Annotated in this window: 15 protein-coding genes and 1 pseudogene; 1 reads left to right on the top strand and 15 read right to left on the bottom strand. The window is 61.9% G+C overall.

Translation table 11 applies throughout. From position 1 onward, the window contains the following. Positions 1-317 precede the first annotated feature (317 nt). The 7 genes from HBA99_RS10415 to HBA99_RS10385 all read right to left on the bottom strand — a co-directional run bounded on the left by HBA99_RS10415 (position 318) and on the right by HBA99_RS10385 (position 8,050). Entirely contained in the window at positions 318-560 is a 243-nt protein-coding gene (locus tag HBA99_RS10415) for a hypothetical protein (protein WP_005110614.1), read from the bottom strand. Beyond that, the gene (locus HBA99_RS10410; RefSeq protein ID WP_011768281.1) at positions 557-2,332 is read right to left on the bottom strand and encodes a ThiF family adenylyltransferase; all 1,776 of its coding nucleotides are present in this window, start codon (positions 2,330-2,332) and stop codon (positions 557-559) included. Before HBA99_RS10410 ends, HBA99_RS10415 begins: the two co-directional genes overlap by 4 nt. Beyond that, positions 2,329-3,342 (bottom strand): SMODS domain-containing nucleotidyltransferase, encoded by a 1,014-nt coding sequence (locus HBA99_RS10405; protein ID WP_005110610.1) that lies wholly within the window; start codon positions 3,340-3,342, stop codon positions 2,329-2,331. Before HBA99_RS10405 ends, HBA99_RS10410 begins: the two co-directional genes overlap by 4 nt. After that, a complete protein-coding gene (locus HBA99_RS10400) occupies positions 3,329-4,444 on the bottom strand; it encodes a CBASS cGAMP-activated phospholipase (protein ID WP_011560565.1) in 1,116 nt (371 codons plus the stop codon). The genes HBA99_RS10405 and HBA99_RS10400 overlap by 14 nt, the downstream gene beginning before the upstream one ends. A gap of 177 nt (positions 4,445-4,621) precedes the next feature. Beyond that, a complete protein-coding gene (locus HBA99_RS10395; RefSeq protein ID WP_011560566.1) occupies positions 4,622-5,365 on the bottom strand; it encodes a nucleotidyl transferase AbiEii/AbiGii toxin family protein in 744 nt (247 codons plus the stop codon). Further along, positions 5,362-6,273 (bottom strand): hypothetical protein, encoded by a 912-nt coding sequence (locus HBA99_RS10390; RefSeq protein WP_017205323.1) that lies wholly within the window; start codon positions 6,271-6,273, stop codon positions 5,362-5,364. Before HBA99_RS10390 ends, HBA99_RS10395 begins: the two co-directional genes overlap by 4 nt. Positions 6,274-6,887: 614 nt before the next feature. Continuing rightward, positions 6,888-8,050 (bottom strand): IS3 family transposase gene (locus HBA99_RS10385; protein WP_225323256.1). Its coding sequence is split into 2 segments (ribosomal slippage): positions 6,888-7,763 and positions 7,766-8,050, totalling 1,161 coding nucleotides; the frame shifts between segments, so codons are not numbered across the junction. 68 nt (positions 8,051-8,118) lie between these two features. Here HBA99_RS10385 and HBA99_RS10380 point away from each other — a divergent pair. Further along, positions 8,119-8,562: pseudogene (locus tag HBA99_RS10380) on the top strand (DDE-type integrase/transposase/recombinase); the annotation flags it as partial. A 40-nt stretch (positions 8,563-8,602) separates the two neighbouring features. On the opposite strand, the gene HBA99_RS10375 reads toward HBA99_RS10380, so the two are convergent. The 8 genes from HBA99_RS10375 to HBA99_RS10340 all read right to left on the bottom strand — a co-directional run bounded on the left by HBA99_RS10375 (position 8,603) and on the right by HBA99_RS10340 (position 17,765). Then, positions 8,603-9,802, bottom strand: coding sequence for an acyl-CoA dehydrogenase family protein (locus HBA99_RS10375; protein WP_011856018.1), 1,200 nt, complete (start codon positions 9,800-9,802; stop codon positions 8,603-8,605). Positions 9,803-9,962: 160 nt separating this feature from the next. Beyond that, a complete protein-coding gene (locus HBA99_RS10370; RefSeq protein ID WP_011560572.1) occupies positions 9,963-11,069 on the bottom strand; it encodes an NDMA-dependent alcohol dehydrogenase in 1,107 nt (368 codons plus the stop codon). A 148-nt stretch (positions 11,070-11,217) separates the two neighbouring features. Next, positions 11,218-11,628: an SCP2 sterol-binding domain-containing protein gene (locus tag HBA99_RS10365; protein WP_005110592.1), complete on the bottom strand. Its 411-nt coding sequence runs from the start codon at positions 11,626-11,628 to the stop codon at positions 11,218-11,220. Positions 11,629-11,719: 91 nt separating this feature from the next. Beyond that, positions 11,720-12,778 carry a BtrH N-terminal domain-containing protein gene (locus HBA99_RS10360; RefSeq protein ID WP_005086581.1) on the bottom strand — a complete coding sequence of 353 codons (1,059 nt, stop codon included), beginning with the start codon at positions 12,776-12,778 and terminating at the stop codon, positions 11,720-11,722. 49 nt (positions 12,779-12,827) lie between these two features. Then, the gene (locus HBA99_RS10355) at positions 12,828-13,973 is read right to left on the bottom strand and encodes an acyl-CoA dehydrogenase family protein (protein ID WP_005086582.1); all 1,146 of its coding nucleotides are present in this window, start codon (positions 13,971-13,973) and stop codon (positions 12,828-12,830) included. A 38-nt stretch (positions 13,974-14,011) separates the two neighbouring features. Then, positions 14,012-15,631, bottom strand: a complete 1,620-nt coding sequence (locus tag HBA99_RS10350; RefSeq protein ID WP_017205326.1) for a fatty acid--CoA ligase — start codon at positions 15,629-15,631, stop codon at positions 14,012-14,014. A 26-nt stretch (positions 15,632-15,657) separates the two neighbouring features. Next, positions 15,658-16,311, bottom strand: coding sequence for a transglutaminase-like domain-containing protein (locus HBA99_RS10345; RefSeq protein WP_011560574.1), 654 nt, complete (start codon positions 16,309-16,311; stop codon positions 15,658-15,660). Continuing rightward, on the bottom strand, positions 16,308-17,765 hold the full coding sequence (locus HBA99_RS10340; RefSeq protein ID WP_011560575.1) for a cytochrome P450: 1,458 nt from the start codon (positions 17,763-17,765) through the stop codon (positions 16,308-16,310). The genes HBA99_RS10345 and HBA99_RS10340 overlap by 4 nt, the downstream gene beginning before the upstream one ends. Between the last annotated feature and the right edge of the window lie 54 nt (positions 17,766-17,819).

Below are 17,819 nucleotides of genomic sequence, written 5' to 3'. Positions count from 1 at the left end.
GCAGCCCCGTCGCGGCTGATGGCGCAGATCCTGGACACCCGCGACCCGCAGGAACCGGCGGCCACCAGCAGGCTTCGCTACGCTCGCTCTGCTCCCGTCCGCTGGCGCTCCCGTCCGCGCCGCTCCCTGCGCTCCGCCCTCCGTCCGCCGCCACGCATGCATGCACCCACGACCGGCGCCGGAACTAAGTCGCAGGCCACAGCGCTGGCATCACGACGAGGCGCAGCTGCCCTCGCTGCTCGCCGCATCGAGACGCCGCGAGCGGCAGGCCGGACCAATAGCCTGACCGTCGCTGACCTGCGATGTGAGAACTTTCTTTACTGGTATCGAGACACCTGCTCGATACAGCGGCGAAGGCGTACCGCCGCTAACAGGAAGAAGTGCAGGTCACGTTCAAGAGTTTGGAGTTCCACGTGGTCGGCGTGCCGCTTGTTGAAGCGTCGGTCGATGCGTCCTGATTGGAGCGCCACGGCGTTGATCCAGTTGGTTGCCTCGGTGCGAAGACGCTCGACAATGACGCCCTCTGATGGGGCATTGCGTTGACGTTCCGTTGCCCTCATTCTGTCCCTGCTGTGTGATCCATGGGGTGCGTTACACCGGGGAGGAAGTGGTGTCGGGGGCCGCTGGCCGCGTGCGGCAGAGCGATGAGGTGTGTGCCCGAAACCGCGGAGTCCGGTTGTTGGAGGTGGCTTCCGATCAGGTTGACGAGTGTGGCTGCGACCGCTACGAGGTCGGCTGCCGAGCCGTGGAATGTGGGGACCGAGCAGCCCCTGGTTGGTATAAGTTCGTCATCGCTGGGTTCTTGCCACAGCGTGTGGTAGAGCTCAAGTCCGCTGTCGCCCTGGATTGTTCGGCCAGCGTCTTGATCGATGCTGGAAACTGTCGCTGTTGCGCTTGCGGCGCACAGCACGGCTAGGCCGAGCGTGCCAGAGCGAGCGTCTGTGGCGACCTGAGCGATCAATGCCTTTCGCGTCGGCGCAGTTGCCAACGCATCGAGACAGCTCGTGATGCCGTTGTTCACTGTGGCGTCGATGATGAGATCCGCTGCCAGGCATGACGTGTGGTCTTCTGGGAGGTGCCCTTCTGCGACGGTGACCGTCAGGTCATCACGGATCGCGCGGAGCCGTCCAGCGAGTGCCTCGGCTTTGGAACGGCCAATGTCGTCTTCGACGTAGTTTTGTCGGACGAGCAAGCCGCCGGTGACGATGCCAGGGTCGCACACGGTGATCTCCGATGCTCCTGCGCGAGCGATGAATTCGGCGATCCATGATCCGAGCCCGCCGCAGCCCCAGATGTGGACAGTCTTTCGTTGAAATCCGTTCACGGGGCGGCCGTCGTCGCGGCGGGTTGTCACTTCGGGTCGTTCGTCGGACATCCTGCACCACTCAATCGGGATTTCAGTGTTGATCTTCGCGGGGTCGAGAACAACCCCCACACCCCGTTGCTGCGCGACCTCGCGGAGCGCATTCGCCGTTGGGGTGGGGAGCCGTCCGCCCAAGAGGTGGGGTGGGCCTCCAGCGGGGTGCGGCACGGCGAGGACGAAGTATTGCTCGGCGTCGTGGTGATTTCGTAACGCACTCGCCAGGAGGGCGGTGAGGAACGCCGGCGATTGCGGTGCGATCCGGGGAGCCCGTCCTTCGAGGCGGTCAAGGTAGGGGTCGTCCAGGAGAGCAAGCAGTAGCGCGAATGTGGATGCGGCACCGAACGGCAGCGCGGTGGCCAGGGTAATTACCGGTACGCGATGCCCGGCAGCTCCAGGCGAGTACGTCAGGTCGTATCGGTGCGTTGACCGGGCGATCAGGTGAGCCGTTTGGTGGCGCTTCGCCGGTCCGGGTTCTCGGGTAACGATCGTCGGTGTGTCATGTGCCTGATGCGGCACTCCGCCAACAGCGTGGTACATGGCGGTGGCGGCGTCGAAGTTTCCGGCGGCCGCGTCGACGAGCCAGTCCCAAAGGCGGGTGAGTAGGCCGGCCACACCAAGCGTCGGCTGCCATTCCCGTGAAGGATCCAAATAGATGCATAGTCGTTGACCCGCGAGCACATGGGGGTAGCCGAGAAACCGAGTGTGATCAACGTCGATAGCCGGTAGCGAGTACGAAGAGGGGCGAAGCTGAAGGATGAACTCCTCGGTCTCTTGAAGTTGCAGGCCACCCGGATGATGCGGGATGGCGGCCGTGCGTAGCGAGATGCGGAGCGACGCCTCGCCGCTAGCGTCGAGCGTGGGTCTTCCTCGGACCTGGATTTCGTTGGGACGTTGTTGCGCTAGCGCTTTGAGTTCGGCGAGGAGATGCTTCTGCCAGCCCGTCAGCGTGGGCTGGTGGCGTCTGGTCACCCTGCCCGACCAGAGCGCCCCACTGTTGAGTCCGCGGCAGAGGTGGCTGCTGGAAACTTCGCGCTAGCGGTTGTTGTGGCCGGCGCCTTGAATCCGTCGCCGAAGATGTTCTGCCACAGCTGGACACTGCGGTCTTTGTCTTTCTCCTCGTAGGCCGCTTCGATGTCGGCGGCATGCACGTGGATTCGGTCACGGAAGTAGCTGTAGGTCGCCTGAGCGCTCTCGGGGTCTGGTCCCCACCGGTGGTCGAACGTCACGCCGGAACCGGACGGGTCGGCGATGGAGGGCTTGATCGGGTTCGCTTGCAACCAGGTGTCGAGGTCTTGCACGACATGAAGAAGAGTTGTGGGGACGTTGCTGTAGTAACTCGGGTCCAGGAGCTTGCGCAAGTCTGTTACCTGCTCCCCCAGCATGGTGGTCAGCAGGACTGAACGTGTGCCGGTGAACGAATTCTTGTGATCACGAAGGTATTTCATGAGTCTGATCACTTTGCGTAAGTTCCCGCTGGCGATAGAGTCCTGTTTCTTCATCCAATCGGTGAAACCCTGCGGGTTCGTCAGCTCCCACTCGTTGTCGTCGCGGTTGACGATGACCTCTCGACCGTCGGCCAGGTTGAGGTGAGGGACGATGTCGACGTGCATGGAGTTGGCGTAGACGAGCCGCGCGCAGCGGCACTTACGTGAGTGCGGCATGGTGCCGTAGGTGCTGTGCCGATGCAGGGCTGCGTAGACCTCATCGATGTAGGTCTTGGGGTTGTCGGCCCAGTCCGGGTTCTGGCTCATGTCGAGCATGAAGTCGGCGTCGAACTCGTTGTCACCGACGGGGTTGATGATCGTGCGGTGTGCCCAGGAGCCTTGCGGCGTCTTGCCGGTGATCAGCGCACCGATTTCGACGTCGGCTTTGAGTGCCTTGTAGATGGCTTCGACGCGCTGGTTGAGTAGGTCCAGTTTGAACTGGCTGAGATTGACCGTGTCTTTCAGCAAGACGTTGAAGTGGTCAGCGAGTTGCATTGGGGGCCTCCGTGTGTGAAATGCTGCCCGGATCGTCGCGGTGTCGGCGTCCGTTCACCGGTGTGTATGCGGGCGCCTGGTGGTCAGCGAATTTCGCGGTGTAGCTAGGGCTGAGTTCTCGGCTGACTGAGGCAGCGAGGCCGGCCACGTCCTTTGGGTCCGCCGAGTCCAGTGCGTAGAGGCCGCCGGGCACTAGAGCGTCGAAGCGCGTGTAGTTGGATTTGCCGATCAAGTGTTCGGCGAGGCCCTGTCCGCCACGGCTGCTGGCGTTAAGGATCAGCGGGGCAATCGGTCTTGCCCAGTGTAAGAGTCCGCCGCGGTCCAAGCGCTTGGGGTGATCGGTCAGCTGATCAATGGTGCCGACGTTGAGGACGGTAATCGCGTCGAGAGGAACACCGAGCATGCTGACGGCCTCGGCGATCGCGACGACAGCCGGGTTGTTGGCCCATACTCCGCCGTCAATGAGCCTGTGTCCGTCGACGTACGCCGCGGGGAAGTACAGCGGCGCCGCCGAGGTCGCCAGTGCAACGTCCACCATCGGTATGCGCCAGTCGCGGGTCAGCCGTGTGTGGTGCGGAGTCTTGAAGATGTGCACGGCCCCGCGTTGTACATCCCACGCGGGAATGACGAGTCGCTTCGTGCTGTCGCCAAGGAGTCGGGCTCCGAGGACGCCGGTCAACGCTTGCCGCAGCGCCTCTGCGTCATAGATGGGCGATCTCAGCTGCCGTGGTCGGCGCCATCCTCGCCGCCTCGACGCCGGAAAGACTTTCTCGACCAGTTCTTCGTAGTGGGAGACAATCTCCTTCGGCGTGAGGCCCGCACCGAGACCCAGTGCGACGATGCCGCCCGCCGACGTGCCAGCAATGAGGTCGAAGGAATCGGTGATCCTAACGCCCAGATCCTGCTCCAGACGTGCAAGCACATGCGCAGTGAACAACGCCTTGGCGCCCCCTCCATCGAGAGCGAGGACCTGGAAGCGCTCGGGGCGCGGGCCAGCCGCCTCGCGCTCGGCTGCTGGATAGACCTGCGCGGCGAATTCGCCAGGTCCCGGCGAGGACGTACCATTATCAAGGTTGGCAGGCGTCGCGGGAACTACATCCATGTAACTAGACTACGCCGCTCCGCCGACAACGACCTAGCCGTTATTGCCACCGGCGTGGGGACCCGCGCAGCCAGCAGCCATGTCAATGCTCCGGCTCAGCATTTGCCGGCTCCGTCGAGACCGAAACCGTTTCGCTCGGCGTAGCCGCACGGAAACGAACGACTGTCTGCTGGTGCGTCATCGCGACACGATGGCGACATGGCGCCGGAGCAGCGCCCGCACTCTGGCCGGCACCCTCGTCGGCGGACTGGAGATCATCTGCGCTGCCACACGCGCAGCGTCGCCGCGCTCGCCGGCCTTTGTGATCTTGGGGTCGCCCAGGCGCCACGGCGAAGCGTGGTAATCGGGTTGTGACGCGACGATCTCCAGTAGTGTCTCGATATCCTGGAGGTCACGTTCGGAGTCGCGAACGGTACGTGCCAGCATCTTCAACACGAATGCTGCCTCGACGTCGGGAACCGGAATTTCGAACTCAACCGTGTCGCCGTCGGTGAGTCGGGCTGTGACGGCGACTTCGATCGGCGGTAGGGCGAGCGCCAACCGCAGCCCTGGCGCTCCGTCGAAGGCTCGTTCGCCGATGATCCGCTTGCCTGGTTTGGCTGCGGTGGGAACTAAGAGGTCGACCGCTTGCTCACCCCGCTCGTAGCGGTTGCCGCACTCAGCGGTGTACCCCAGTGCGGTGAGTCGATCGTGGAGGTTCCCGGTGGACGCCACGTTGACGTCGATCCCGGTGTCTGCGTCGGAGGTCAGTCGCGGTATGCCCGACACGTTGTAGACGTGCCGCAGCAGTCGCACCATGTGACCGCCGATGACGCGGTACTCGATGTCGGCAGTGACTGCGGCCACGTCACGCAGTGCACGCATTCCGTTGTCGTCGGCCACCGCAGTGCAGGCGATTTGCACCGATGCTGTTCCGGTCACCGGTGCACGATCCAGTCGCTGAGATGCTGCGGTGCACCGTCGCCAAGATCGGCACCGCCGCTGAGGTCCTGAAGCGCAATCACTGGATCCACAGTGATGATGTCGGAACGCTGCGTATCACGAACCCGCCGCCACCAGGCCGCGGTCGTCCAGACGGTCGGGTCGGCGGGAACCCGCACAGTCAAGGTCGCTTCCTCGGCGGTGGCCTCCACCAAACCGAACTCGGAGAGGTCGACCAGTTCTTTGGCATAGACCAGACCTCTGGTTGGTACCTGCCACGGTCGCAGGACGTCGGCGGCGACCTCGCCGCCAGCAAGGATCGGCACGGTGAGCTCGGCGCCGAGTCGGGTCGCACTGCGCACCTGCTCCACTACCGGATCCATTCCATACCAGTACGTTTCGACAAGTCCGCTGTCCGCAGGTACCAATGCCAGTTTCACCAGGAGCTCCCGGCGCGCAGCCTCGGTCATCGGCGTGTCCGGCAGCGGATCCTTCTCGGTCATTTTGGACACCGCCTGCTGGCTAACTCCGATGGCCGCGGCAATGTCGCGTTGGCGGAGGTGACCGCGCGTAAGCACACAGACCCGTTCAGCCGCCCGCCGCCGCCAGCTGCGCTCGCTGGCGGCGCGGGGCGGCCGTCCTGGTGTTGGCGTTCGGTAGGTTCGCCCGGAGAGCACCAGTTCGCCGGTGCTGCCGACGCTGAGATCCACGTCAGCCTGAGCCAGGAGCGCTGAACGTGCCTCATCTGAGATGGTCTCGCACACCACGAATACGCGGCGGCCTGGATGGCGGCGCACACGACTAAGGACTGCGGCCGGAGATGGCACACGTTCTGCCAGAACCAGGTCCGCTACTACGGCGCGGCCATCGATTCGGTATGTGATGCTGTGTGCATCACCAGTCACCATCCGCACGCCTGCGTCGACCAAGCGGGCAGGAATCGAAGCAGAGAGCACGTCTGTTACTCTACTCAGTGACTACTTGTCAAACAACCTATTGTCGATAAATAGCGTTCTGGTTGTTTGACTTCGACCAACCAGTGGCGTACAAACCGTCCATTGATCCGTCATACGCTGGTGGAGTTTAACGGGCCTAGCGTCGAGGAACCTGAGCAGATAGAGCTACTCTGACGTTTTCGCGGCGACGCCGGTAGCCCAGGCATCGCTGACAGCCGCTGACTCTTAATCAGCGGGTCTGGGGTTCGAAACCCTGACGGCGCACCATGCAAACGCAATGCTCAGGCAGGGTTGTTGTCGTTTCGGAGTGTTTGCTGCCTGTGACAGATGTGACCGATGTGACCGAAAGGTCTCCATATTGTCCCCGCGCTGCGGAAGCAGACCCACCACAGCAAACGGCGCGTCGGCGTGACATGTGAGACCGCCGTCCTAAGGTCGTGCCGTGTCTAATATGCCTCCCGACCCCGATGCATCTGACTCACGCGAGGACGGTGCACCTACCAAAGAGGCCTGTGCCAAGCTCTATCAGGAAGTGGGTCTGCTGCACGATCAGGTGACAATTTCGGTCACGCGGCCTGACTGGCCGTCGTGGTCATGATGGCTTCGTATTCGACGGGGGTCAACCGGCCGAGGGCGCCTTGGCGGCGACGTCGGTGGTAGGTGCGTTCGATCCAAGTGACGATGGCGATCCGCAGCTCCTCTCGGGTGGCCCAGCGGCGGCGGTCGAGGACGTTCTTCTGCAGCAGGCTGAAGAAGCTCTCCATCGCCGCGTTGTCGCCGGCCGCGCCGACACGTCCCATTGAGCCGACCATGCCGTGATGGTGCAGGGCCTGGACGAACTTTCGACTTCGAAACTGCGACCCTCTGTCCGTGTGAACCACGCAGCCGGCGACCACCCCACGGCGGCCGACCGCGTTGCGCAGCGCGGCGGTCGCCAGGCGTGACTTCATTCGGGAGTCGATCGAATAACCCACGATGCGGTTGGAGAATGCATCCTTGATCGCGCAGAGGTAGAGCTTGCCCTCGCCGGTATAATGCTCAGTTATGTCGCTGAGCCACAACATGTTTGGCGTTTCAGCGGTGAAGTCGCGCTGGACCAGATCGTCGTGCACCGGCGGTCCTGGTTTGCCGTTCTTGCCGCGCTTCTTGCCGAACACGCTCCACAACTGCTGCTGTGAGCAGATGCGCCAGGCGGTGCGCTCGGCCATCGGCTCGCCGGCCTCACGGGCCTCCTCGACGAGGTAGCGGTAGCCGAACTCGGGGTCCTCGCCGTGCGCGTCGAACAGGGCGTTGGCGCGGTATGCCTCGACGAGTTCGGCATTGGTGATGGGATTTGCCCGCCAGCGGTAGTAGGGCTGGCGGGCGAGCTTGAGTACCCGGCGCGTCACCGCGACGGGAATCCCGTCGGCGGCGAGCTCACTTACGAGCGGGTAGACCCTTTTCCCGGCAGATTGGCCTGCGACAAGTACGCCGCTGCCCGCCGTAAGACTTCATTCTCTTGTTCCAACAACCGATTTCGGCGTCGTAGCTCGCGCAGATCAGCGGAGTCATTGGTGCTCTTACCTGGCTTGGCGCCCTCGTCGACGTCGGCTTGGCGCATCCACTTGGTCAACGTCATCGGGTGCACGCCGAAATCGGTGGCGATCTGCTCGATCGTCACCCCGTCGTCGCGGTTACGGGCAACGCGGACGACGTCGTCGCGAAATTCACGGGGGTAGGGCCTAGGCACACTGACATCCTTCCAGCCCGCCCGCTTTGGGCAAGCCAACTCAGATGTCACCTATTGGTGCAGCAGACCCGATGATCGTGGGCTGGCGGGTAGCGTCGCACATGCGTACCACCATGGTGCTGGATGCGTTGGAGATGGCTCGTTGGTCACGCGGAAACACATTGCCGGGCTTGACATGTCACTCCGATGCCGGATCGCAATTCACCTCTATCCGCTATGGCGAACGGCTCGCCGAGATCGGAGCGGTCCGCTCGATCGGCACGATCGGAGACAGCTACGATAATGCCCTGGAGACGGTGAACGGCTACTACAAGGCGGAGCTGATCTACGGGCCAGTCCGCACCAGGCCGTGGAAGACCGTCGAGGACGTCGAACTCGCGACCCTGAGCTGGGTGTACTGGCACAACACCAGCCGCTTACACAGCTACCTTAATGACATCCCACCCACCGAGTTCGAAGCCGCGTTCCACGATGCACATGGGACCGACCAACCCCTGGCCGGAATCCAATAACCCGAGCCTCCGGGAAAGTCAGGGCGATTCAATCAAGTAGCTAGAGTCCGATACGTTTGGCGATGACCTCGTTCATGATTTCGTTGGTGCCGCCGCCTATTCCGAGAATTCGGCAATCTCGATAGTGTCTCTCGATCTCAGACTCACGCATGTAGCCCATCCCACCGAAGATCTGAACCGCCTCATTGACCACGTAGTCGCACGCATACACAGCGGTGTTCTTGGCCATCGACACCTCGGCAACGACATCCTCCCCCGCTAGCCACCTCTGCATGACCGCACGGGTGTAGGTGCACGCCACGTCGACCTGTCGAGCCATCTCCGCAAGCTTATGGCGAATGATCTGGCGCCCCGTCAAGGGTCTACCGAACGTTTCACGTTCCCGCGCCCAACTCTTGGCAAGGTCGAGAGCCCGACCCGCCGTCGCGTACGCCTGGACGGCGATGCCGAGCCGTTCAGCCTGAAATTGCTGCATGATCTGCAAAAACCCACTGTTCTCTGCCCCCACCAGGTTGTCAGCCGGTACGCGAACGTCGACGAAAGACAACTCGGCGGTGTCGCTACATCGCCACCCCATCTTGTCTAACCGGCGGGACACTTCGAATCCAGGCGAATTCTTGTCGATCACAAGCAATGAAACTCCACCGTAACCCGGTCCGCCGGTGCGTACCGCCGTAGTAACGAAGTCCGCTCGAACTCCGCTGGTGATGAACGTCTTTGCTCCGTTGACCACGTAGGTGTCCCCCTCGCGCACCGCGCGTGTGCGCAGATTCGCGACATCTGAGCCTGCCCCAGGCTCGGTAACGCCCAGCGAGCCGATCATCTTTCCTGCGAGCGTAGGACGGACATATCGTTGAATCAGGGCGTCGGAGCCATTGGCGGCAATGTGGGGAAGGGCAATGCCATGGGTGAACAAGGCGGCGCAGACGCCAGTGGACCCGCCTGCGGCCAGGATGGCCTCAGTGACCAGTGCAGAGTCAATCGCATTGCCGCCGCTGCCGCCGACTTCTTCCGGGAACCCGATTCTGAGAAGCCCCACCTCGGCAGCATTGAGATGCAGGTCGCGCGGAATCTCACCCACGTGCTCCCATTCCGCTAGCTTCGGCGCGATTTCACGTTCCGAGAAAGACCGCGCCATTTGGCTCAGCGCTCGTCGCTCCGGCGTGGTCCACACCTCCGGGGCGATAGCGAAACGAGCAGCCCCATCCCTGCTTGCCGTGGTCGTGCCAGCGTCCGTCATCTCAGCCTCCCAGAGAATGTGATAGATGATCGATGAGGTGTCTGATGCTTGCCGTCCTCACGACGGGAAAGAAGGACCCGACGCCAACCACCCAAGGGGCCCGGCCGCATGATCTGCAGCAACGCAAGGACATGGAGACCAGCAGTGGGCATGATGCTCTTCAGAACCGGACCAGCCCTCGGATATTTTTTCCTGAACGCATATCCTGGTAGCCCTCATTAATTTGGTCGAGGGAGTATTCGCGGGTGACCAACTCATCGAGCTTCAACAACCCAGCGGAGTACAGCTCGACCAGTCGCGGAATATCGTGCGGCGCATTGGATGAGCCATACAAAGCGCCACGAATCTGCTTCTCGTAAAGCGTCATTTCAAGCAGTGATCCTGAGATCGATGAGTCGTCGGGGTGCCCGATGGCCGTGACCACGACGCGCCCGCGCTTTCCGACCAAGGCCAGCGCTTCCGCGGTGTAGGAGGCCTCAGCCACATCGGTGGTGAGGATGCAGACATCAGCCAGCTTGCCCAGCGTCATATCGCTGACCAGCGACCAAGCTTCATCCATCGAGGCCGCGGTGTGCGTCGCACCGAACCCGCTCGCTTGCTCTCGCTTGAACTTCACCGGATCGACCGCCACAATCGCCAGCGCTCCCGCGATTCGCGCGCCCTGAATCGCATTCATTCCGATTCCGCCCGCTCCCACTACCACGACGGTGTCCCCGGCGCGCACCTCCCCAGTCCGCACCGCAGATCCGTAACCGGTCGTGACGCCGCAACCGATCAAGGCTGCCCGATCCAGGGGGATTCCGCCGTCAATCTTGACCACGGACGCCTGCGGCACCACTGTGTACTCGGAAAACGTCCCGAGCAAACACATCTGCCCGACGTCCTCGCCTCGTGCGTGAAAGCGATAGGTGCCGTCGATCTGCGGTCCCATCATGAGCGCCGCTCCCAACTCACAGAGATTGCCCATGCCGCGCGCGCAGTACGAGCAGCGCCCACACGAGGGAAGGAAGGTCAAGATGACAGAATCACCTTCGGACAGTTCCTCAACCCCTTCGCCGCACTCCACGACTGTGCCAGCACCCTCATGACCCCCCACTACCGGCAATGGGATCGGGAGGTCGCCGGTCACCAGATGTTCGTCGGAATGGCACAAGCCGGTGGCCGCCAGCCGCACGAGGACCTCCCCGGGACCTGGCGGATCCAAATCGACTTCTTCGACCTCCCACTTCTGCTCCAAGCCCCACAAAACAGCCGCACGTGTCTTCATGTTGAAGTCCCTTCTATCGAATTACGCTTCTCGAGTAGTTATCCCGACCGCGCACGGTGGTCGCGCGAACTGTCCTGGATGATCTCCGGGCACATCGCCCAGAGGCCCGCGCCGCTCACCCGGGCCCGGGCGCGGTACCGCACCGACATCACACATTGAGCAGGTCGTGACGCTTGTCGGCCTCAAGGATTGCCCGGTATTCCGGAAAGAGGTTCTTTGCCTGCGGTATGAGCTTGATCAGTTTGGTGACAGGACCTTTCGCTCGTACAGTTCCTTTCGCCATCGCCATGGTCAAGTTCACCTTCCCCAACCAGAACCTGTTGCCGGTATCCGCGGACATGAACAATTCGACATTCGGTGTAACGCCACTGTCCGCGCCGGTCTCTACGACCTTCTCCGGCATATCCACGGTTACTACCGCATCCGGATCGGTGTAGTGGATCCGTAACACCACCCCGGACCCGGCAAGTCTGTTCGCAAGGTCTTCGTTCTCCAAACCTCGTCGAAAGATGCCGGCGAGGTAGCGGTAAACCTCTTCCGCATCAGCGAAGACAGCCATCGTGATTCTCCCTTCCTATGACACAATTCAAAGCGCTCAAATAAATCTGCTGGGTCGCAACCAGTTCGGCTTGCTCCGAAGCAATCAGAACTCATAGGAGTAGATCTCCTGCCTCCCTCAGCGCCTCCGCGAGTCGACGTTCGGCTGTCGGCAATTGCGCAGCCACGGACGCGGCGCCGCTCGCTCTTCGGTGCGGATCTGCACCGCGGTCATAAGCGGCGTGCGCAACCGCGGTCCACAACTCAGATGCGGTCTTTGCAGCCTCCGCTGCTTTAAACGCAGGTTCGAAACTCAACTCTTCAGCGACGCGCCGACATCCACGTGCTTGCAGATCTCGGAACAGACCGCCTCCGGTTCCGGCTTTTTCGATGAAGGCGCTCAGCGCAAACAAGGCTCCGTCGAGGGTGTCGTCGTCAAAGATCTTCGGCCACCGCTTGAGATCCTCCACAAAAGTCGATACCCCTGGTAGCCCACGCACCTGAATTTCACAATCGGAGTCCTCGGTGATCGGCGCGCTCACACACGAACCCTGCATCGCGTCCGCGGACCTACGGAAGGCCGACCGGGCAGCATTGCCGAGATCTGGTGCCGCGCCGGGCCACTCGACTACGTAGGTGGTGTGCCGCGTGGGGACGGGAAATCCCGTCGATGCCCGCGCCTTCCGTAGATTCTCGTAAGGCACGGCTTGAGGTGTATCGCGATCGTTATCGACCACGAAGGCGAGTTCCTCGTCGTCGTCGTACCCTACGATCACGACATCGTGCCGGCTCATACTCAGACGCGTTCTCAGATAGGGCAATTCGGCGATGTCAGTCCACACCATGACCGGCGTACCGGCATCGATCTGTTCGGTCACCCATTTCCACCCGAGATCGGGGTCGTCTGTCGAACGACACTCGAAGCGCGCGCCCAACCGGGTCAAGTATTCGTCTTCGAGGTCCGCGCTGCGTCCAACGAGGTAGATCGGTGGACGTAGGTGGGCCGAGCGAACATACGAGAAGTCGAGGGCCCCGCCGAGAGCAAACACGATGCCTTCGTCCGGGGTGTCATCACCCCAACGGATCCCGGCCCATTCGGTCAAATCCCGAAGAGCCCCCGATCCGCAGTGGCCGCCCATGTCGTGGCGATACGGCACCACCATCGATGCCATCAGTCCTCCTCCTCTAGATGACTAACGTGCGGGCGGCAACTCCTCTGAGTCATAGGGAACGCGAGATGATTTCCTTCATCACCTCGTTCGTGCCGGCATAGATTTTTTGCACGCGCTGATCCACCCACAACCTCGAGATGGGGTACTCGGTCATGTAGCCATATCCGCCGTGAAGCTGCATACAGTCATCGAGTACCTTCATCGCTCGCTCAGTGGTCCACCACTTCGCCATGGCGACGGTCTGCACGTCGAGTTGACCCGCAAGGTGCAGGTCGATGCAGTAGTCGAGGAACACTCGTGCGATGCGCGTTTCTGTCGCGGCTTCAGCCAGCGTGAACTTGGTGTTCTGAAAGCCAAAGACAGGCCGACCGAACGCCTCCCGCTCACGCGTGTACTTGAGCGTCTGCTCCAGGGCAAGTTCCATCGCTGCGACAGCCCCCACCGCGACGATGAGTCGCTCTTGTGGCAGCTGCGTCATCAGCTGAATGAAGCCCTGTCCCTCAGACTGGCCCAGTAGATGCGAGCGCGGAACTCTCACTTCATCGAAGAACAACTCGGAGGTGTCCTGGCCGCGCTGGCCGATTTTGTCGAGAACCTTGCCGCGCCGGAATCCCGCCCGGTCAGCCTCGACAACGATCAAAGAGATGCCCGCAGCGCCCTGGCTCGGATCTGTCTTGGCAACAACGATGATGAGGTCGGCCTGTTGGCCGTTGGTGATGAAAGTCTTGGAGCCGGTGATCACGTACTCGTCACCGTCCAGGAGGGCTTTTGTCTTGACGCTCTGCAGATCGGACCCGGTCCCCGGTTCTGTCATGGCGATCGCCCCGATCATTTCACCGGACGCCATCTTGGGAAGCCACTGCGCGCGCAGCTCTTCAGTCGCGTACTGCAGGATGTAGTGGGCGACGATTCCGCTGTGCAGTCCCGCGCCCCATGAGCTGTCACCTATGCGGGCCTGCTCTTCAAGCACGACCGCTTCGTGCGCGAAAGTGCCACCGCCTCCGCCGTATTCCTCAGGTATAGACATGCAGAGCAGGCCCAGCTCGCCTGCTCGGTTCCACAGTTCTCGGTCGACGTGGTGCTGGTCTGCAAAGCGGTTCGCATGCGGCGCCAATTCGGCCGAGAAGAACTTCGCAGCGAGGTCACGAAGCTCGAGTAATTCGGCATTCATCCAGGGAGAGATTGGTGAGGACATGATTACCTTCCGACTGTTGGAATTCCAGGGATTTGACGTTATGACGTTTCGATTTCGATGAGGTATTCGCCGGCAGAGTGGCGCGCACGGATGACCTTTTTGTCGTACTTTCCGACGCTCGTCCTCGGAATATCGGACACGAAGCTCCATCGCTCGGGAATCCACCATTTGGCGACTTTGTCCGCAAGGAACGATCGGAGTTGGTCAATGTCAACGTCGGTTCCGGGGTGGACGACGACAAGCGCCAACGGCCTTTCCTGCCATTTATCGTCCGCGACGCCGACTACCGCCGCTTCGTACACGGCAGGGTGGCCGATCAGCGTGTTTTCCAGCTCCACCGAGGAGATCCATTCGCCACCTGACTTGATGACGTCTTTCGAGCGGTCGGTCAGTGTCAGATAGCCCTCGGCGTCGATCTTGCCCACATCACCGGTACGCAGCCATCCTTCGTCGAACTTCTCCGTATCGTTGTTTCCGAAATAGGACCCGGTGATCCAGGGACCGCGCGCCTGGATCTCCCCAACTGATTGCCCGTCCCACGGCACGTCTTTCCCGTCGTCGTCCCGCAACCGGATTTCGACACCGCAGATCGGTCGGCCCTGGGATGCGCGCAGCTCCCAGCGCCGCGTCGCGTCGGCTCTGTGAGCCGGACGTGCAACGGTCGCCAACGGAGAGGTTTCGGTCATACCCCAGGCCTGCACAATGGGCACGTCGTACTTCTCTTCGAATGCCCGCATCAACGAAAGCGGAACAGCAGACCCCCCGCACGCGACCAGCCGTAACGAAGAAATGTCCCGCTCAGGGTGCGAATCCAGATATCGGTCGACATCGTTCCAGATCGTCGGCACTGCACCGGCCAAGGTCGGTCTGGTGTCTTCGATGATCGACACCAACGGTTCGGCTTGGAGATACCGGTCAGGCAGTACCAGATCCGCACCGGACATCAACGCTGCGTAAATAAGCCCCCACGCATTGGCGTGAAACATTGGGACGATGGCCAGCACACGGTCGGCCTCGCTGACTGACAAAGCGTTAGCTGTGCAGGCGGTCAGGGAGTGAAGGTACGTCGAACGGTGGCTGTAGACGACGCCTTTGGGATCTCCGGTGGTACCGCTCGTATAACACATGGCCGCGGCGGACAGCTCGTCGAGCTCAGGCCAGTCAAATGATTCTTCTTGGCCGGCAAGCACTTCCTCGTAACGCAGAACGGTCTTCCCGCATCCCTGGAGCGGGGCAAGGTCGCCCTCTCCGGTGACGATGACGGTGTGCACCGACGCCATCGCTGGGAGCGCGCGCGCCAACAACGGGGCAACCGAAGCGTCGACTAGGACGATCTGATCGCTCGCGTGATTGGCGATGTACGCCAGTTGCTCTGGGGCCAAACGAATGTTGAGCGTGTGCAGGACCGCGCCCATGGAGGGAATCGCACAGTAGGCCTCCAGATGTTCCTGGTTGCTCCACTGGAAGGTGGCCACGCGTTGGTCTGCCGTGACGCCAAGACTGCGCAGCGCATTGGCAAGGCGAGCCACTCGCGCCAGCACAATGCGGTAAGGCGTTCTCCGATATCCATTTCCGGTCGGAGTGACGACCTCGCTGTCACCGTGTATGGCTGCCGCATGCTGGACGATCGCCGACACCGTGAGCGGAACATTTTGCATTGTGCTTTGCATCGTGTAGTGCCCTTTCAGGCGAAGAGGTCGGGACGGCTGTTCGGCTGATCGATGAATGTGCCGTAATGCGTTCTCAGTGCTTGCAGGATGTCTGCTAGGGGTAGATCGTCGTAGGCTCCCCGGTCGCGCAGATACTCCATGTGCTGGGTGCCGTCAGCGGTGAAACCATGGAGTAGCGCGTCGCTACGGCCGTCGAATTCGATCGGCGAGACACCGAAGCGTGCGCACAGCTCGCGATTGAACGCCGGGGTGGCCTTTACCCACGCACCGTTGAGGAACATGAGACTGTAGCCGTGGTAGACGAAAACGTCGCTACCACCCATCCGCTCGCGCAATGCCTTGGTCTGGAGGTGGTTTCGGACGTCGGCGAACCCCAGCCGCGCCGGGATTCCCGCCGCTCGGCACGCTGCAGTCAAGAGCACGGCCTTCGGGACGCAGTAGGCCCGTTCTGCGGTCGCGACGGTGCTGGCGCGATACGCGTGCGGGTTGTCGGTCACCGTGTAGGGGTCGTACCAAATGGAGTCACGGACCGCGGTGAAGATGGCGATGGCCTTCTCGGTGTCGCCGCAGGCACCACGGATCGCCGATGACACGAAGTCACGTACCGAATCTTGTTGCCAGTCAAGAAACTCCGTGGGTTCGAGGTAGGGGCTGTGGTCGACGGTCATCGGCGCTTCATCTCCAACGGAAGTCCGTCCACCGGAATGGGCAGCGAGGTGTTGTCCCATCGGACGTGATAGTTCTCCGGAACCTTCCAAGTGAACGAACGCAGCATCCTGTGCAGGATTGCTTTGACTTCGAGCGTCCCGAATTGCATGCCGATGCACTTGTGCGCTCCACCTCCGAACGGAACCCAGGCGAATCGGTGGTGTTGGTCTTCGCGCCGAGGCTCGTCGAAACGTGAGGGATCGAACCGCTCCGGATCACTCCAGATCGTTCGATCGAAGTGATTCACGGCAGGCGTTATAGCGCATAACGTGTTCGAGGGGATGTGATATCCATCGATGGCGACATCTCGAACCGTCTTGCGCATCACCAGCGGAACAGGTGCAAGCAGTCTGAGCGCTTCCTTGATCACGAGGTCGATGACCGTCATCTTCTCCAGGGCCTCGATGTCCGGCAACCCGTCACCGATGGCCGCGGCTTCCGCAGCCGCAGCCTCCTGCCACTGCGGATACTTGGCAAGGAAATAGGTGACCGCTGTGGTGGTGATCGTCGAGGTGTCGTGGGCCGCCATCATCAAGAAGATCATGTGATTCACCACATCCTCGTCGGAAAACCGCTCCCCGTCTTCGGTCGTGGCTTGACAGAGAGCAGCGAACAGATCCTCCGTTTCACCGGCTCGCGCGGCCGGCAGATGCCGGAAGAAGTAGTCCTCCAAAACGCGCCGCCCTTGCACACCAGCGCGGAATCTGGTTCCCGGAAGCGGAGCACGCACAAGGGAACTCGCCGCCCGGACCGTAGCGACGAACGCCTTGTTGACAGCATCGCTCTCGTCCTTGCCGCGGCCGCCCATGAAGACGTCGGTAGCGATGTCGAGGGTGAGTTCCTTCAACAGTGGGTAGATTCGAACCGACGGGCCCACCGGCCACGCAGGCACTGCCGAGCGAACGCATGGCGTTACCTGTTCGACGTATCCGGTCAGGCGCGGACGCGTAAACGCCTCCTGCATGATGCGCCGGTGCATCAAGTGCTCGTCGAAGCTCATGAGCATCAAACCGCGATGGAAGAAGGCGTCGATCAGGAAGGACCAGCCATCCTGAGAGAATGCTTTCGCTTCGCTCGTGAACGCCTCTCGAGTGGCGTCAGGGCCGGCGATGACCACCATCTTGGTGCCGAACGCGCCCATCCACGACACCGAACCCAGACGGTCGTAGCGCTCTCGACTGAAATCCGAGCCGAATCGGATGTAGTCGAGCGTGTGACCTACGAAGGGCAGTCCGGCATCCCCCCGGACGGCTTTCAATCCACTGCCCGCGGGTGCCGGTGCCAGTTCACGAACCGGCCAGTCCCGGCTCCATCGACGCCATCTGTCGTCGACGGCGTGAGGCGCGGGGACCATGATCACAGAGGACAACCGCTCCTTCACGTGGTGCGCAGGTGCGAGAAGGTGATTCGTCATGGTTCCTCCTGGACGCTGGGCCGCTTTGACGGCGTCCACCAGTCTTTACAAAGA

Origin of the sequence: Mycobacteroides chelonae (genome assembly GCF_016767715.1) — a bacterium.
Classification (GTDB): domain Bacteria; phylum Actinomycetota; class Actinomycetes; order Mycobacteriales; family Mycobacteriaceae; genus Mycobacterium; species Mycobacterium gwanakae.
The sequence above is the reverse complement of the archived record's forward strand: the minus strand, read 5'-3'. Positions and strand labels throughout refer to the sequence as shown.

Bases quoted from the DNA above. Each gene is read 5' to 3' on its own strand.
- HBA99_RS10415 (WP_005110614.1), bottom strand. From the start codon at position 560: ATGAGGGCAACGGAACGTCAACGCAATGCCCCATCAGAGGGCGTCATT.
- HBA99_RS10405 (WP_005110610.1), bottom strand. From the start codon at position 3,342: ATGCAACTCGCTGACCACTTCAACGTCTTGCTGAAAGACACGGTCAAT.
- HBA99_RS10400 (WP_011560565.1), bottom strand. From the start codon at position 4,444: ATGGATGTAGTTCCCGCGACGCCTGCCAACCTTGATAATGGTACGTCC.
- HBA99_RS10390 (WP_017205323.1), bottom strand. From the start codon at position 6,273: ATGGTGACTGGTGATGCACACAGCATCACATACCGAATCGATGGCCGC.
- HBA99_RS10375 (WP_011856018.1), bottom strand. From the start codon at position 9,802: ATGACGGACGCTGGCACGACCACGGCAAGCAGGGATGGGGCTGCTCGT.
- HBA99_RS10370 (WP_011560572.1), bottom strand. From the start codon at position 11,069: ATGAAGACACGTGCGGCTGTTTTGTGGGGCTTGGAGCAGAAGTGGGAG.
- HBA99_RS10365 (WP_005110592.1), bottom strand. From the start codon at position 11,628: ATGGCTGTCTTCGCTGATGCGGAAGAGGTTTACCGCTACCTCGCCGGC.
- HBA99_RS10360 (WP_005086581.1), bottom strand. From the start codon at position 12,778: ATGGCATCGATGGTGGTGCCGTATCGCCACGACATGGGCGGCCACTGC.
- HBA99_RS10355 (WP_005086582.1), bottom strand. From the start codon at position 13,973: ATGTCCTCACCAATCTCTCCCTGGATGAATGCCGAATTACTCGAGCTT.
- HBA99_RS10350 (WP_017205326.1), bottom strand. From the start codon at position 15,631: ATGCAAAATGTTCCGCTCACGGTGTCGGCGATCGTCCAGCATGCGGCA.
- HBA99_RS10345 (WP_011560574.1), bottom strand. From the start codon at position 16,311: ATGACCGTCGACCACAGCCCCTACCTCGAACCCACGGAGTTTCTTGAC.
- HBA99_RS10340 (WP_011560575.1), bottom strand. From the start codon at position 17,765: ATGACGAATCACCTTCTCGCACCTGCGCACCACGTGAAGGAGCGGTTG.